Below are 16,002 nucleotides of genomic sequence, written 5' to 3'. Positions count from 1 at the left end.
GCGGAGCAGCTGGGGGACGGTGTGACCCTGCTCGTGCCGGGTCGTCGACCGTGGTACGAGCGGGATTTTCGGGCGCGCGATGAAGCGCACACCCGATAGAGCATAGCTTCGGCCAGGGGGTTAATCAAATGTCTCCGGGCTGCGACGGGACGCCCACGGCGAACGGCCAGGCGCCTCCCCGCCCGGTCAGCGGGCGGGCTCGGCCCTCGAGAGCAGCAGCGTGCCGAGCACGACGAGGGCGGCGCAGACGACCGCGCCGAGCACGAACGGCGACAGCGCGTAGCGGGCGGCGAAGAGCACCAGCCAGACGACCTCGCCGCGCACCACGGCGTAGCCGACGCTCCCGACGAGGAGCATGACCGCCCAGACGGCGGCGGCCGCGGAGACGACCGCGGGCCAGGGGCTCGGAGGCGCGGGTCGGGGACCGGGGACGCCGCCGCCCTCGTCTCCGGGGCGCGGGCCCCGGCTGGCCGGGCGGGCGTCGTGCAGGGGCTGGGCGGGGAACGTTCCCCGCACCTCCGGCGCTCCCCCGTCGCGGGCGTCGGCGAGCGCGGCCGAGCGCATCAGGGCCAGGAGGACGACGAGGAGCGCGGCGCCGCCCATGGCCGGGCCGAGGAAGGGGCCCGCGTCGGGCTCGCCGGTGACGTCGCGGTCGAGCAGCAGGCTCTCGAAGCCGGCCGTCGCCACGAGCAGGGCGCCGAAGAGGACGCTCGCCATCAGGGCGTAGACGGCACGGGTCATGAGGCGAGGGTACGCCGCGGGGCGTCCGCAGGCAGCGGGCGAGGACGGGTGCGGGCAGCGGGAGGGCCCGGCTCCTCCCTGGGGAGGAGCAGCCGGGCCCTGGAGGCAGGACCCGGCGCAGGAGGCGCGGGTCGGCGGGTCAGCGACCGCTGGCGGTCGTGTCCGTGCCCTCGTCGGTGCCCTCGGCCTGCGTCGGCGCCGTCGTCGTGGCGTCGCCGTCGGCGGGGGCGGTCTCGCCGTCCTGGAGGACGAAGACGAGGCCGCCGACCGTCCAGGTCTGGCCCTCGGCGGTCTCGCTGCCCTCCTCGGGCTCGCTGCTCGTGATGGCGGTCACGAGGAACAGGCGCGGGCCCTTCTGGATGCGGTCGACGAAGTCGAGCGCCTGGTCGTACGAGCCCTGGATGTCGACGGTGACGGCGATCGTGGAGAAGTTCGCCGTCGTCACGGCAGGGTCGGTGACGGTCGCCGGGGCGGTCGGCAGGGCGGCCTCGGCCGGCGCGGCAGCAGCAGCGTCGGCGCTGTCGTCCGTGCCCTCCGACGACTCGGTGCCCTCCGCGGGCGCCGCCGCGGCCGGAGCCGTCGCGGACGCCGGCGCGACGTACGACACGGGGTCGGCCGCCGTGAACGACGTCACCACGGTGCCGGCCTCGCCTGCCATCTTGTCCAGCTGACGGATCAGCGCGGGCATGTCGGGCGCGGCGGGCACGGACGCGAGCTTGACGTCACGCTCGTCCTCGAGGCCGGACAGGCCCTCGTTCTCGGCGATGAGCTGCTCGACGGTCGCCCGGATGCCCTCGTTCTGCTGGTCGACGGTCGCCTTCTGCTCGGCCGCGGTCGAGGCGGCCGTCAGCTGCGGCTGCACGCCGAGGAAGAAGCCGAGGGCGAGCACGGCGACGCCGCTCACCATCGCGATGATCAGCTTGATGCGGTTACGGTCCATCAGGTCACTCGCTCTCAGTCGGGGCGAAGCGGTTGGAGAACGCGCCCTGGTCGATGTGCATCGTCACGGTCGCCTCGTAGACGCCCTCCTCGAGGGTGACCGAGCCGGGCGTGGCGTCCGTGTAGCCGGGCAGCGTGGCCAGGCCGTCGAGCCAGTCCGGGACGCTCGGCAGCGTCGTGCTCTGGGCAGTGAAGGTCACGGTGCCCACGCGAGCCCCCTGCAGGGGCGTGTCCGACTGCTGGTAGTCGGCGATGGGCGAGGCCTGGTCGATCGTGATCGTCGTCACGGTGACCCCGGCGGGCAGGGTCGCCTGGATCTGCGCGAGGTAGGAGGGCCAGGGGATCTCCGCGGCGCCGGCGACCGTCTGCGCGGCGGTGAGCAGCTGGATGTCCGACTTGACCTCGCGGACCTCGGTGTACTTGCCCTGCTCGATCAGCAGCTGCTGCGTCTCGGCCTGCGAGGCGAGCAGCTCGTCGTTCGCCTCGATCGAGACGATCGTGGCCCCTCCCGCGCCGATGGCGACGACGACGGCCGCGACGGCCACCCCCATCCAGGCACGTCGGACGACGACACCGGCGTGCCGCTCGGCCCGGACCTCCGGTGGCAGCAGGTCGACGCGGGGCAGTCCCCCGACGACCGCCGTGGCGGTCTTCTTCGTGCGGCTCATGCGGCGCTCCCCAGGGCGAGCCCGAGGGCGACGGTCATGTCGGAGGCGCGTCCGCGGAGGGCGGCCTCGTCGACGTTCTTGCCGAACGCGACGGTGGCGAACGGGTCGGCGACGACCACGGGCAGGCGTGTCACCTCGGACAGCGCGTCCGGGAGGCCCGGCAGCAGGGCGCCGCCCCCGGCGAGGACGATCTGCGAGATCGTCTCGGTCGACCGGGTGTTGACGAAGTACTGGACGGTGTTGCGGAAGCTGCCGAGCAGCTCGTTGACCGACTCGAAGATCGCAGCCGACGAGGCCTGCTCCTCGGCGTTGGTGATCACGGTGCTGAGGCCTCGTTGACGCTTCACGGCCACCGCCTCCTCGACCGAGATGCCCCGCTTGGCGACGATCGCCTGCGTGACGTCGTCGCCGCCCGAGGGGATGATGCGGACGAACTGCGGCACGCCGTCGGTCACGACGATCACGGACGAGGTGCTGTGGCCGATCTCGATCAGGGCGACGGTGCCGGTGAGGCCGGGGCGGTTGACCAGGAGGCGCGTGTTCGCGAACGGGATGAGGTCGACTCCCATGGTCGACAGCCCGGCGAGCTTGCTGGCGCGGACGTTGCCGAGGACGGCGTCCTTGACGGCGGCGATGAGCAGGCCGTTGAGCACGGGGCCGTTCTCGCCCTCGCTCTCCTTGTAGGGGTAGAAGTCGAGCAGAGCGTCGGCGACGGGAACGGGCAGCATGTCCTGCACCTGGAACGGCAGCGACTCGCGGATCCGCTCGCGCGACGCCTTCGCCACGGTCAGGTCGCGGGCCAGCACGCGCTGGTTGCCCATGCCGAGCACGACGTTCTTGCTCTTGAAGCCGCCGGCGCTCCAGAGCTGCTTGAGGGCGCTGGCGACGGTCTGCGGCTCGAGCACTTCTCCGCGGCTGGCAGCGCCGTCGCTGAGGGCCATCTCGGAGAAGCGGACGACGGTGGGCCGCGGCTTGTCGACGTCGGCGACCTCGACCGCACGGAGCGATCGGCTGCCGATGTCGACGCCGACGATGTTCTTCGTCATGGGGTGGTCTCTTTTCTGCGTGAGGTCGGGGTCACGCGACGCTGAGGAGCTGGAGGTAGGAGGCGGCGACAGCGCCGCCGACGAGCACGCCGACCCAGGCGCCCGCGAGCATCCAGGGGCCGAAGGGGATGCCGCCGGTGCGCTGGGCACGACGGGTGGCGAGCAGGACGATCGAGAAGAGGCCGCCGAGCAGGAAGGCGGCGAAAGCACCGACGACGAGCTCGCCCCAGCCGAGCCAGCCGAGCAAGAGGCCCAGCACGCCGGCGAGCTTGACGTCGCCGAGACCCATGGCCCCGGGCTTGACGAGGGCGAGGGCCAGGTAGAAGACGAACAGGGCGGCCATGCCGACCACGCCGCGGAGCAGTGCGTCCCACTCGCCCGACAGGGCCGAGGAGGCGCCGAGCAGCACGAGGCCGACCGCGTACGACGGCAGCACGATCGCGTCGGGCAGCCGGTGGTGCTCGACGTCGATGATCGCGAGCGCGACGCTCGCGCCGGCCAGCCAGAGGAACGCGACGAGCTCGAGCAACGCCGCGACGAGCGGTGCGGCCTCGGTCGGCACGGCTGTCCAGGGCCAGACGGCGGCCGCCACGAGGGCGAAGAAGCCGCCGGTGGCGAGCTCGACGATCGGGTAGCGGGCCGAGATGGCGGTGCGGCAGCTGCGGCAGCGGCCCTTGAGGGCGAGCCAGCTGAGCACGGGCACGTTGTCGTACGCCTTGATCGGCGAGTGGCAGCCGGGGCAGGCGCTCGGCGGCGACGAGATCGACATGCCCGCGGGGACGCGGTGGACGACGACGTTGAGGAACGAGCCGATCAGGAGGCCGAGGCCGCCGGCGGTGAGGGCGGCGAGGAGGAGGGCGGTCACGGGACGAGCTCCTTGCCCGAGGCCGCGACGGCGGTCTTGCTCTCGACGACCTGCGTGATGCCGTAGCTCGTCGAGACGGGCGAGAGGAACTTGGGCGGGGCCGTGTAGCGCATGCGCGGGTCGTAGACGTAGGCCTTCGTGTAGCCGCTGTCGCCGTTCCCGCTGGTCGCGACGGGGCCGCGGAACTTCTGCGAGATCGAGCCGAGGACCTGCAGGGTGCCCTTGGGCTTGCCGCTGTCGGCGGCGTAGTTCTGGACCGTGAACGTGTGCGAGACGGAGAGGAGCGCTGCCTGGATGACACGGTTCGACTTCGTGCGGTCGATGAGCCCGATGTCCGGGTTCTTGCTGGTGCCGTAGTTCTTGACGGGGTTGTAGACGTAGACGGCGTTGGTGCCGACGAGGCCGAGCATGTCCTTCGAGACGTCGGAGTACTTCACGTCGCCGGTGACGTAGACGAAGTTCTGCGCGGCGACGGTCACGTTGCCCTGGAGCGTGCCCTGGACGAAGACGTCGCCTGCGGTGCAGCTGTAGGTGGCGTTCACCTCGTCCTTGGCGGGGAACCCGAGCCCGTTGCCGGCGGCCGAGTCGTCCGCGTTGCGGCAGCTGAAGTTCGTCGGCTTCCCGCTCCAGTAGTTGACGTCGGTCGACGACGCCGGGACGTCCTGGACGTAGACCAGGTTGTTCGCCGGGACCGTGACGTCCTGCCCGCCGACGCTGCCGAGCGTGCCGCCCTTGCCGCCGTCGCCCGGCGTGCCGCACATCGCGGGGGCCGTCCCCTTGCTCGGGTCGGACTCGATCTGCGTGGCCTTCGTGTAGGGCGAGTAGACGTTCATCGTGCCGGCCGACTTGAACGTGATGCGGGTGGGTCCGGTGTAGAGGCACCCGGGGTTCGGGACGGTGGTCGTCTTGAGGTCGGTCCGCGTCTCCTGGCGCATGGCCTCGTTGGTCTGAGGCATGGTGATCGCCTGGGCGTAGGCCGGCTTCGACTGGCCGCCGAAGCTCGGCGTCCCCGTGCAGTTGGTGCCCGTGACCGCGACGTACCGGTTGGCCCGGGTGCTCGAGGTCGTGGTCGCCCCCTTGAACTGGGTGCCGCCGCAGACCCTCATGGTGTCGTTGGTGTGCATCGGGCCGTCGATGACGTCCGTCGCCGAGAACTGGATGGTGGTGCAGCTGGGCCGGTCGTTGACCGCCCACTCGTACTTGGGCGAGCAGGACGTGCTCGAGAGCACCGGGTCGCTGATCTCGTAGTCGGTGAAGTAGACGTAGTCGAGGAACCCGTCCTGCTTCAGGTCGGCCACGACCGACCGCGTCGTGTCGCCGACCCGGCCCGTCGACCGGATGCGCAGCGTGCCGGCGGTCGAGTACTTCGAGTTGTCGACCTCGTACCGGTACGAGGCGCCCGTGCCGTCGCCGACCGTCTGCCAGCTTCCCGCCGTGCCCTTGCCGAAGGCGAGGTTGCCGTCGGTGCCGGTGAAGGTGGAGCCCGTGCTGAAGGCCGTGACCCTCGCGCCGTACTGGCTGTAGGCGTTGTTGTTCGCGAGCTTGCTCTGGTAGTCCTCGACGCCGGCGTACGCAGCCGCGATCGCCGCGTTGAAGTCCGAGTCGTCGCGGGCCTTCACCGTGCCGCTGACCGCCACGGACGCCATGGTGACGCTGAGCAACAGCAGGACGGCGCCGAGCCCGATGACGCTGGCCAGGGCGACGCCGCGGTCGGCTCCGTCGCGACGGAGCCGGACGAGGCGGGCGTGCAGGAGGCGGATCATCAGAGGTCCCTGGCGATGTCGAGGTTGGGCAGGCCCACCGTGTTGACGAGCGTGGTGGAGGCGGCGGAGGTGTTGGCCGTCCCCGCCTGGACGCGGACCCGGACCGCGGCGATCGAACCGATCTTGGCTGCGGGGACCGCGCCGGCGGCGAGCGAGATGGTGGCGCCGTCGGCGTCGACGTAGGCGAAGAGGTCGGTGCCCGTCACGAGGGGAGACGCGACGGTGCGGGTCTTGGGCGTGGTGCCGAAGGTCCAGAAGCCGTCGGTGGAGACGACGCCGGGCCAGGTCTTCTCCTTGAGGGCGGTGCCGTCGAGGTAGTACTGCACCATCACCGGGGTCGCGTCGGACGAGCCGAGGTTGACGTAGGCGTAGACCGTGACGGCGTTCGCCGTGGCCTGCGGGAACGCCGCGTCGGGCAGGGTCTGGCCCTTGACGGGGTTCTCGGTCGCGGCACGGAGCGTGCGGGTCACGGCCGTCATGCCGTTGGTGGCGACCCGCGTGGCCGAGTCGATCGACTGCGTCTGCGACGAGGCACGGGACGCGCTGACCATGAAGCCGCCGGTGATGGCGATGAGGATCGCGAAGACCATCATGGCGACGAGCAGCTCGGCCAGGCTGACGCCGGCGTCGCGCCGGTCACGGAGTGCGGCGAGGGAAGCACGGAGGCGGGTCACGGGGTCAGCCCCCGCGGGTCGAGCGTGATGGTCTTGGTCGGCATGTCGATCGATCCGCGTGTCCGGAGCACGGAGTCCTGGGGGTTGACCTGGTTGCTCGACGTGATCAGCCCGAGGTTGAGCAGGTCCGTCACCGTGTAGAACGACCACGTCCCGAACGGCAGGGCCAGCAGGGTGTCCTTCGTGACGGCGGCGAACGTGTAGGTGGACGGGACCAGGCACCCGGGGTCGCCGGCTGCGCCCGTCTTCTGCTGCACGGCCACGACCTTCACCGTGCCGCTGATCTTGCTGAGCTGCAGCACGCCCATCGGTACGCCGACCGTGGCCGACCCGCCGGGGGCAGCGCCCACGGGCACGGGGGCTGCCCCGATGGCCTTGTCGGCCGCGGGCGTGACCCACGCGGCAGGATCGGGCGAGAGGCAGCTCGACACGACGTTCGTCTTGGGGTCCGTGCTCGGGTCGAGGTGCTTGCCGGCCACGACGGCGTAGCCGCCCGAGAAGGGGAACAGCTTCGCCGGCTTCGTGGCGGCGGCGGACATCGTGTAGTCGCCCATCACGCTGCTCCGGAACGTCACGTCGAGGTTGCCCGGCAGCACCACGGGGCTCGGGAAGTTCGTCGCGAAGTTCGTCTGCAGCGAGATGGCCGTGTCGTAGGAGAAGGAGGCGGTGCCGGCCCCGCCCGCCGAGACGGTGACGGGGGTGGTCGTCTGCGTGGCCGCCTGGTCAAGACCGACCATGCCGGCCTTCGAGATGGTCACGTCGTAGTTGCCGGGCGCCACCTTGAGCGCGTAGGTGCAACCGGAGCTGTCGGTCGGGTCCAGAGCAGGAGGCGCGACGGCACCGTTGGGGTCCTTGGCCGCCGCCTTGACGGTGGCGGTGACGCCTTCGGTGCCTGCGCCGGAGGCGCCGATGACCGACACGACGATCGTGCCCTTGGCGGGGTCGTTGATGCGGCCGTTGGGAGCCAGGACGGTGGCGGAGGTGATCGGGGCGCTGACCGTGCGCTGGCCGGCGTACGTCACGGAGACCTCGACGCGCTTGTACTGCAGGGTGCCGGTGCCGGTGCCGCAGGCGGTCGAGTTCGTGGCGGACGTCGTCCACTCGGCACTCCGAGCGATCGTGAAGGTGGTGCCGCCGACCTCGGTGACCCAGGTCTTGGAGACGACGCTGAAGACGTCGTCCACGCTGCGGAGGAGGTCGATCTCCTGAGCCGCGAGGTTGGTGGCGACCGCCCTGGCCCGTGACTCGCGGGTGAGGACGAGCGAGTTGGTGATCGTGTAGGCGACCCCGATCGAGATGATGGTGAACACCATCATCGCGACGATGACCTCGACGAGGCTGAGTCCGGCGTCGCGCTGCGCCGGGGAGGCTGGGCGGAGGACGTCGTCGATGCGTCGGAACATGGTGGGTCACCTCCCGGTCGGGTTCGAGGGCTCAGATATGAGAGAAGATGGCGGGACGCGTGTCCGTCGACAGCGCGCCCCGCCACCCGAAGGTGATGCTTAGGAGCAGCTGCCCTTGACGACGCCGCTGGTCTCGGTCGCCTTGAATGCGTCGCCGCCGGTCCGCTGACCCTCGACGCAGAAGCCGGCCGTCGTCTTGACGTACTTCAGGACGTTGGTGTCGGTGCCCTTGGTGACGCCAGCCTCGGCCCACTTCGGGCCGGTGGTGGCCGCGGGGATGCCGGTGCTCATGTCGACCGAGTCCGGGAAGGTGCCGTTCGTGGTCTGGATGCTGATCACCGCGGTCTTGAGGTTCGTGAGGTCGCTCTTCACACCCGAGTCCTTGGCGTTGTTCTGCACGCCGAGGTACACGGGGATGGCGATCGCGGCGAGGATGCCGATGATGATGACGACGACGAGGAGCTCGATGAGCGTGAAGCCCTTGTCCTTGTCCTGGGCGAGGTTCTGACGACGGGCGGAGAGCTTGCCCATGAGTGCGAAGTACATGACTGGTCCGTTCGGATCGGGTGCGGGAGAGGTGATCGGAGGCGGTCACGTCGTTCCCGCCGGAGATGACTCTCCCAGCCCCCGAGACCCGCGAGAATCCCGCAGACGGGGGGTTTCTGCCGGCGACACGACCCCAGTCCGGGTCACCCCCGAAAGGGCAGAACCCCTGTTCAGGGGTCACCTGCTATCCGACACCTGTCGTGCACGAGGAAGGGCCCGACCGGTGGTCGGACCCTTCGGGCAGAGCGGCGCAACGCCTACTTGATCAGCGACGTGATCTGGAAGATCGGCAGGTACAGCGCGACGATCATTCCGCCCACGACGACGCCAAGGAACGCGATCAGCAGCGGCTCGATCAGGGCCGTCAGCGACTCCGTGGTCGACTTGACCTCCTGGTCGTAGAAGTCCGCCACCTTCTCGAGCATCGTCTCGAGCGAGCCGGCGTCCTCGCCGACCGAGATCATCTGCGTGACCATCGGCGGGAAGACCCCGGAGGCGGTCAAGGGGGCGGCGATGGACTCGCCCTGCCGCACCGACTCCGCGACCTCGACCAGCGCCTCCTCGAGCACGTAGTTGCCCGAGACCTCGCCGACGATCCGCAAGGCGGTGAGGATGGGGACGCCGGCACCGATCATGTTCGAGAAGTTGCGTGAGAAGCGCGCGATCGCGATCTTGCGCAGCAGCTCGCCGAACACCGGCAGCTTGAGCTTCAGCGGATCGAGCTTCGAGCGGACCTTGACGGAGTTCTTGTTCGTCTTCCACCAGATCGACCCGGCGATGCCGCCGATGATGAGCACCGGCAGCACGTAGGGCATCGCCTGTGAGGCGTAGACGAGCATCATCGTCGGCAGGGGCAGCTTGCCGCCGAGGTTCGTGAACATGTCCTGGAAGATCGGGACGATGAAGGTCAGCATGACGACCACGGCGACGAGCGACATCACGAGGACCACGACCGGGTAGGTCATCGCCGACTTGATCGTGGACCGCAGCGCCACCTCCTTCTCGAAGTTGTCGGCGGTCGACTCGAGCGCCTTGTCGAGGAACCCGCCGACCTCGCCGGCCCGGATCATGTTGATCATCAGGGGCGGGAAGTGCTTGTCGTGCTTGCCGACCGCGTCGGAGAACGAGACGCCGGTCTCGACGTCGTCGCGCACCTCCTGCATGACCTTCTGCAGCGTCTTGTTGTCGACCTGGTCGGCGAGGATCGTCAGGGTGCGCAGCAGCGACAGGCCGGACGCGATCATGGTCGCCATCTGGCGCGACATGACCGCGATCTCCTTCATCTTGACCCCGCCGCCGCCGAGGCCGCCGATCGAGATCTCGCGCTGCAGGCCGGTGCCGTCGCTCGCCGCGGCGATCGAGATGGGCTGCACGCCCATCGTGCGCAGGCGGGTGACGACGGCGCCCTCGCTGGACGCGTCGACCTTGCCCTTGACGACCTTGCCGGCCGAGTCGCGGCCCTTGTAGGCGTAGGCGGTGCTGGTGGCCATCAGTTGCTCCCGATCGAGAAGGCGTCGCCGAAGTCGATGCCGGCGTCGAGGCCGACCGTCTCGGACTTGTTGATCACGCGGGTGACGAGACGGTCGAAGCCCTCGGCGTCGTGCACCTTCTCCATCGCCGCCTTGTGCGTGACGGTGCCGGTGTTGACGAGGTCGGCCAGCTTCTGGTCCATCGTGTGCATGCCGAGGTCGCGCCCCGCCTGCATCGACGACGAGATCTGGTACGTCTTGCCCTCGCGCACGAGGTTGCCGATGGCCGGGGTCATCATCATGATCTCGGTCGCGACGACACGGCCCTTGCCGCCCGCCTTCGGCAGCAGCGTCTGGCAGACGACGCCCTGCAGCGTCGACGCGAGCTGGGTGCGCACCTGGTCCTGCTGGTGCGGCGGGAACACGTCGATCACACGGTCGATCGTCTGCGCGGCGCTCTGCGTGTGCAGGGTCGCGAACACGAGGTGGCCGGTCTCGGCGGCGGTCAGCGCGACCGAGATGGTCTCGAGGTCGCGGAGCTCGCCGATCAGGATGACGTCGGGGTCCTGGCGAAGCACGTGCTTGAGCGCGTTCGCGAAGCTGTGCGTGTCGTGGCCGACCTCGCGCTGGTTGACGATCGCCTTCTTGTGCTGGTGCATGAACTCGATCGGGTCCTCGACCGTCACGATGTGGTCGGCGCGCGTGCGGTTGACCAGGTCGATCAGGGCGGCGAGGGTCGTCGACTTGCCCGAGCCGGTGGGGCCCGTGACGAGCACGAGGCCACGGGGCAGCTTCGCGAAGCGACTGACGACCTCGGGCACGCCCAGGTCGGCGAGCTGCTTGATCTCGGTCGGGATGAGGCGGAAGGCCGCTCCCATCGCGCCGCGCTGCTGGTAGAAGTTCACGCGGAAGCGCGACTCGTCCGACAGCGAGTAGGCGAAGTCGAGCTCGAGCCGCTCGTCGAACTGCTCCTTCATCGCCGGAGTGAGCAGGCTGGTCAGGGCTGCGGAGACCGTCGGGGCGTCCCAGGGCTCGCCGCCGGCGAGGGCGGGCTGGAGGCCGCCGTCCACGCGGAGGGTCGGGGCGGCGTCGACCGTGACGTGCAGGTCGGAGGCGCCCTGCAGCACGACCTCGCAGAGCGCCGCGATGAGCGCGGGGTGCGCGACCGTGCGGGCGTGCTCGTGCAGCTCGATGCCGGGTCGGGACTCGACCTGGGCGGCGGGGGGCGCCTCCTCGGCGGCGTGCTGCGCGCTGGACGGCGCGAACGACGGCACGCGCAGCAGGCCGCCGTCGCCGAGCTGGGGCGAGGCGGGCGCCGGGGCGGCGGAATGCGAGGGAGCCGAGGAGGCGGCGGGCACGACCGGCGAGGTCGGCGCGGCCGACGACACGTCGGGCAGCGAGGGGGCCGAGGAGGCGGCGGCCGCGTCGTCGAGGGCGGTCTCGGCGGCGAGGGCTGTGTCGGCTGGCAGGTACGGCGGCATGAACGCCTGCGGTGCCGCGGCCGAGCCGACCTCGCCCACGGCGGGGCTGGCCGTGGCGACCTGGGCAGCCGAGTCGTTGAAGTCGTCGAAGCGAGGGTCGCTCCACGGGGTGCGGGCGGCCATGCCGCCGCCCTCGAGGGCGCTCGCGAGCCGCGCGGCGCGACGGCTGGTCGGCGCGGGGGTGGGGCTCCAGCCGAGCACCGCCTCCCCGCCGGCGTCGTCCATCGTGTAGACCGGGCCTCGGTCGGCCTCGTCGATGTGCGGCGCCAGCGTCGGCGGCGCCTTCGGCAGCTCCCACTCGGTCGCGGGGGTGTGGGTGCTCAGGTCGTTGCCGGGCGTGCCCGGGGTCCAGCCGTCGGCCGGGTCGACCTGGTCGGGGATCTCGAAGACGTTGTCGCTCATGCGGGCGTTCCCTCGGGTGCGGTGCAGCGGGCGGTGCGGACGGGTGCGGGGCGGGTGCGGACGGGCGAGGCGCTCACGCGACGACCCGCAGGATCTCTTCGACGCTGGTCAGGCCGAGCTTCGCCTTGGCCCAGCCGTCGTGGCGGAGGCTGACCATGCCCTGCTCGGTGGCGACGCGGGCGATCTCGGCGCTCGACGCCCGGGCGACGGCGAGGCGCTCGATCTCCTCGGAGACGCTCATCACCTCGTGCAGGGCGATGCGACCGCGGTAGCCGGTGTTCGAGCACTGCGCGCAGCCGACAGGCTGGTAGACGAGCGGCGCGGGCTCGTCGAGGCGCACCGGGAACCGCAGGTGCTCGAGCTGGCGGGGCGTGTACGAGGTCGGCGTCTTGCAGCGGTCGCAGAGGCGGCGCGCGAGGCGCTGGGCGACGACGCAGTCGATCGCGCTGCCGACGAGGAACGGCTCGATGCCCATCTCGGTGAGGCGGGTGATCGCGCTCGGGGCGTCGTTCGTGTGCAGCGTGCTGAGCACGAGGTGGCCGGTCAGCGACGCCTCGATGGCGATCTGCGCCGTCTCGTGGTCGCGGATCTCGCCGAGCAGGACGACGTCGGGGTCGGACCGCAGGATGCTCCGCAGCGCGCCGGCGAACGTGAGGCCCGCCTTGGGGTTGACCTGCACCTGGTTGATGCCGTCCATCCGGTACTCGACCGGGTCCTCGACGGTGATGACGTTGATCTCGGGGCGCGCGACCGCGTTGAGCGTCGTGTAGAGCGTCGTCGACTTGCCCGAGCCCGTGGGGCCGGTGACGAGGATCATCCCGTAGGGCTTCGAGTACGACGCGGCGTAGACGTCGAAGTTGCGCTCGAGCAGGTTCAGGTCGCGGAGGCTCATCGACGTGTTCGAGTTGTCGAGGATCCGCATGACGACCTTCTCGCCCCAGACCGTCGGCAGGGTCGCGACGCGGAGGTCGATCTGACGGCCGCCGTGGCGGACCGACATGCGGCCGTCCTGCGGGCGCCGACGCTCGGCGATGTCGATCTCGCTCATGATCTTGAGGCGCGAGATCACGCCGTTCTGGATGGCCTTGGGGGCCGGCTGCATCTCGTGCAGCACCCCGTCGATGCGGTAGCGGATGCGCACGTCGTGCTCGGCCGGCTCGATGTGGATGTCGGAGGCGTGGTCGGTGATGGCCTGGCTGACGAGCAGGTTGACGAAGCGCACGATGGGCACGTCGTCGTCGGGGCCGGAGGAGGCGATGTCGGCCTGGGCGGCCTCGACCGCGCTGGTCTCCTCCTCGAGCGTCGAGGTGAGGTCGTTGAGCTCGTCATCGGCACGGAGGTAGCGGTCGAGCGCGGCCTGCAGGTCGGCGCGGTCGGCGAGCACCGGCTCCACGCCGATGCGGAGCGCGGCGCGCACGTCGTCGATCGCGAAGACGTCGCCCGGGTCGGCCATCGCGAGCAGGAGGAGGCCGTCGCGCACCGCGATCGGCAGCACGCTGTGCCGGCGACACACGGCGGCGGGCACCATCGTCACGGCGGCGCGGTCGACGGGGTAGTCGACCAGCTCGACGAAGTCGACGCCGTTGGCCTGGGCCCGGGCGCGGGCGACCTGCGCGGAGGTCACGGTGCCGGACTCGAGCAGCTCCCGGATGGACGCCTCCTCGTCGGCGCCCCGGCGCCCCACGCGGTCGAGGTGCTCCATGGGCAGCAGCCCGTGCAGGATCAGGATCTCGGTCATCGAAGCCACGGGTGCATCTCCTCGGTACGCGCGCCCGGCATGTCGGGGTCCGGGCGGCAGGTCGTCGGGAGTCGTCCCGAGCAGTCGCCACGCTACGGCGGGGCCGCCTCCCCGACACGTCCCAGTGAGGGTGCCCCCCGTCTGCGTCACAGCCCCCCGCGGCGGGCTCCGCGACGACTCCCCCACAGGGACGAGGAGGCGCGGCGACCGCCCAGAAAGGGGGTCGCCGTCGCCCAGAACAGGGGGTGGCACGTCGACGGACGGGACTGGTCTAGTGGTCGGCGGCGGTCCTGGGCCCGACGACACGTGTGGCCCGGTTTCACGGATGACGACCGCCGAACCCCCCGAGGAGCCACGCACGATGCACGGTCACGAGATGACGTTCGAGCCTGCCCGGACCGCGCCAGCGGACCCGCAGGACCCCCACACAGGCACCGCCGCCGGCCCCGAGACGACGGGCATCACCGTGCCGTCGTTCGGCTGGACCGGCGTGGCCATCGCCCTCCACCGCCTCCAGCAGCAGCCGACCGCGTCGATCGTGGTCGTCCGCCAGGCCGACCACCTCCCCCTCGTCGTCGACGTGGAGACGAACGCCTACTGGTGGGACACCCCCCTGACGGCGTTCCCCGCCGAGCCCGTCGACATCGACGTGGTCGTCGAGGCCAAGGACCCCGCCGTCGAGGCGTCGCGCCCGCCCGGCACCGACCTCGACGCGCTGCTCTGGCTGATCGGCACCAATTCGTTCCTGGGCGAGCTCGCGTGGTGGCTGCAGCGCGACGACCGCTACAAGCTGGTGCGCTGGCCCAACTTCACGATGCTGACGCACACCCCGGAGCAGATGCGGATGACCGCGATGCTCGGCTACACGTTCCTCCCGGTCGGCGAGCTGGCCAACGCGAGCGAGTCGGACCCGGCCGAGGCCCGGCGCCTCGTCAACGCGTTCAGCCTGATGCGCCTGCTGCGCTCCGAGTCGCCCGAGCCGGCCGCGGTCGCCGCCGCCGGCTCGTCGTCGGCCTCGTCGTCGTCCGCCGACCCCGACCACGTCCGGGTCGCTCCGCAGCCCCGCCGCGGCGGCCTGTTCAGCCGCCTGCGCGACCGGCTCGGCCTCTGATGGCCGAGCACGTCATCCTCTTCGGCGGCCCGATGGGCGCCGGCAAGACGACCGCGATCGAGACGCTCAGCGAGACCGAGGTCGTCCGCACCGAGGCCGCGAACACCGACCGCGCCACGGCCGACAAGGACACCACGACGGTCGCGCTCGACTACGGCGAGATCACGCTCGGCGAGACCGACAAGGTGCGCCTCTACGGCATCCCCGGCCAGCAGCGGTTCGACTTCATGTGGACGATCCTCAAGGAGCGCGCCAAGGGCATGGTGCTGCTCGTCAACAACGACGCCGCCGACCCGGTGGGCGAGATGCTGACGTTCCTCGACGAGTTCCGCGACCTCCACGACCGCGGCGGCGTCGTCGTCGCGGCGACGCGCTCCGACGTCTCGGCCACCCCGACGGTGGCCGACTACTCGGCGGCGCTGACCGAGCGCCGCCCCGACCTGGTCGTGCCGGTGTTCACGGTCGACCCCCGAGAGGAAGACCAGATGCGCACCGTCCTCATGACGCTCGTCGCCAACATCGAGATGCGCGAGATGTTCTCTGCACCCGCTGCCTCCGCCGCGCCCTCGCAGCCCGCCGTGGCGGTGGCCGAGTGAGCCTCGCGCCCCACCTCGACCCCGTCGTCGTCGATCTCGGCCGCCGGGCCCTGCTCGACATGGGAGAGGTGAGCCGCTCGCTCGTCTACGGCTCGTTCCTCACCGACGACGGCTTCGAGGTCGTCCACGTGCCCGACGGCAAGGTCGACGCGAACCGCTTCGCCAGCATGGCCAGCTCCATCCAGGCACTCAGCGAGGCCGTCGCCCGGGAGGTGCGGATCGGCTCGAGCGAGTACGTCATCATCGCGTCCGACAAGGGCCACGTCATCCAGCTGCGCGTCCCCGGGCACCCCGTCGTGCTCGGCGCGCTGTTCGGCGACGACGAGACGCTCGGCAAGGCCCTCTCGGTCGCGCGCCGCTGCGCCCAGCAGCTGGCCGCCTCCTTGGCCGACCGCCCGGCCGTGCAGCCCGCCGCGGCCGCCCACGAGCCGGACGCCGCCGTCGAGCACGGCGACGCACCCGCACGCGCCGACGCCTACGGCGTCCCGGCGCTCTGACCCTGGCCAGGCACGCAGCCCTGCCCCTCCGACCGCTCCGGCCGCACCTCCGCGGCCGGCTGC

The 16,002-nt window shown here is 71.1% G+C and carries 15 protein-coding genes; 3 read left to right on the top strand and 12 right to left on the bottom strand.

What is annotated here, in order from left to right; translation table 11 throughout:
* Positions 1–186: 186 nt before the first annotated feature.
* The 12 genes from IFT90_RS01725 to IFT90_RS01670 form a co-directional block, all read right to left on the bottom strand.
* The gene (locus tag IFT90_RS01725; RefSeq protein WP_192040725.1) at positions 187–741 is read right to left on the bottom strand and encodes a DUF6121 family protein; all 555 of its coding nucleotides are present in this window, start codon (positions 739–741) and stop codon (positions 187–189) included.
* Positions 742–880: 139 nt separating this feature from the next.
* Positions 881–1,681: a hypothetical protein gene (locus IFT90_RS01720; protein ID WP_192040724.1), complete on the bottom strand. Its 801-nt coding sequence runs from the start codon at positions 1,679–1,681 to the stop codon at positions 881–883.
* A gap of 4 nt (positions 1,682–1,685) precedes the next feature.
* The gene (locus tag IFT90_RS01715) at positions 1,686–2,348 is read right to left on the bottom strand and encodes a hypothetical protein (RefSeq protein WP_192040723.1); all 663 of its coding nucleotides are present in this window, start codon (positions 2,346–2,348) and stop codon (positions 1,686–1,688) included.
* Entirely contained in the window at positions 2,345–3,394 is a 1,050-nt protein-coding gene (gene pilM, locus IFT90_RS01710) for a type IV pilus assembly protein PilM (RefSeq protein WP_192040722.1), read from the bottom strand. The genes IFT90_RS01715 and pilM overlap by 4 nt, the downstream gene beginning before the upstream one ends.
* 31 nt (positions 3,395–3,425) lie before the next feature.
* On the bottom strand, positions 3,426–4,259 hold the full coding sequence (locus IFT90_RS01705) for a prepilin peptidase (RefSeq protein ID WP_192040721.1): 834 nt from the start codon (positions 4,257–4,259) through the stop codon (positions 3,426–3,428).
* Positions 4,256–6,022 (bottom strand): hypothetical protein, encoded by a 1,767-nt coding sequence (locus IFT90_RS01700; protein WP_192040720.1) that lies wholly within the window; start codon positions 6,020–6,022, stop codon positions 4,256–4,258. Before IFT90_RS01700 ends, IFT90_RS01705 begins: the two co-directional genes overlap by 4 nt.
* On the bottom strand, positions 6,022–6,696 hold the full coding sequence (locus IFT90_RS01695; RefSeq protein WP_192040719.1) for a prepilin-type N-terminal cleavage/methylation domain-containing protein: 675 nt from the start codon (positions 6,694–6,696) through the stop codon (positions 6,022–6,024). The genes IFT90_RS01700 and IFT90_RS01695 overlap by 1 nt, the downstream gene beginning before the upstream one ends.
* Positions 6,693–8,099 (bottom strand): type II secretion system protein, encoded by a 1,407-nt coding sequence (locus IFT90_RS01690; RefSeq protein ID WP_192040718.1) that lies wholly within the window; start codon positions 8,097–8,099, stop codon positions 6,693–6,695. The genes IFT90_RS01695 and IFT90_RS01690 overlap by 4 nt, the downstream gene beginning before the upstream one ends.
* Before the next feature lie 99 nt (positions 8,100–8,198).
* Entirely contained in the window at positions 8,199–8,645 is a 447-nt protein-coding gene (locus IFT90_RS17480) for a type II secretion system protein (RefSeq protein WP_371812053.1), read from the bottom strand.
* 257 nt (positions 8,646–8,902) lie between these two features.
* On the bottom strand, positions 8,903–10,135 hold the full coding sequence (locus IFT90_RS01680) for a type II secretion system F family protein (protein ID WP_192040717.1): 1,233 nt from the start codon (positions 10,133–10,135) through the stop codon (positions 8,903–8,905).
* Entirely contained in the window at positions 10,135–11,997 is a 1,863-nt protein-coding gene (locus IFT90_RS17405; protein WP_305798560.1) for a type IV pilus twitching motility protein PilT, read from the bottom strand. The genes IFT90_RS01680 and IFT90_RS17405 overlap by 1 nt, the downstream gene beginning before the upstream one ends.
* Positions 11,998–12,070: 73 nt before the next feature.
* Entirely contained in the window at positions 12,071–13,744 is a 1,674-nt protein-coding gene (locus IFT90_RS01670) for a GspE/PulE family protein (protein WP_371741017.1), read from the bottom strand.
* A 367-nt stretch (positions 13,745–14,111) separates the two neighbouring features.
* Here IFT90_RS01670 and IFT90_RS01665 point away from each other — a divergent pair, with 367 nt between their 5' ends.
* From IFT90_RS01665 to IFT90_RS01655, 3 genes are read left to right on the top strand one after another with little or no spacing between them, the layout of a single operon-like run.
* Positions 14,112–14,846, top strand: coding sequence for a hypothetical protein (locus IFT90_RS01665; RefSeq protein ID WP_192040716.1), 735 nt, complete (start codon positions 14,112–14,114; stop codon positions 14,844–14,846).
* Positions 14,846–15,442 (top strand): ATP/GTP-binding protein, encoded by a 597-nt coding sequence (locus tag IFT90_RS01660; protein WP_192040715.1) that lies wholly within the window; start codon positions 14,846–14,848, stop codon positions 15,440–15,442. The genes IFT90_RS01665 and IFT90_RS01660 overlap by 1 nt, the downstream gene beginning before the upstream one ends.
* On the top strand, positions 15,439–15,939 hold the full coding sequence (locus IFT90_RS01655) for a roadblock/LC7 domain-containing protein (RefSeq protein ID WP_192040714.1): 501 nt from the start codon (positions 15,439–15,441) through the stop codon (positions 15,937–15,939). The genes IFT90_RS01660 and IFT90_RS01655 overlap by 4 nt, the downstream gene beginning before the upstream one ends.
* The last annotated feature ends 63 nt before the right edge of the window (positions 15,940–16,002 follow it).

The organism is Frigoribacterium sp. CFBP 8766 (assembly GCF_014841435.1).
GTDB lineage: Bacteria > Actinomycetota > Actinomycetes > Actinomycetales > Microbacteriaceae > Frigoribacterium.
The sequence above is the reverse complement of the archived record's forward strand: the minus strand, read 5'-3'. Positions and strand labels throughout refer to the sequence as shown.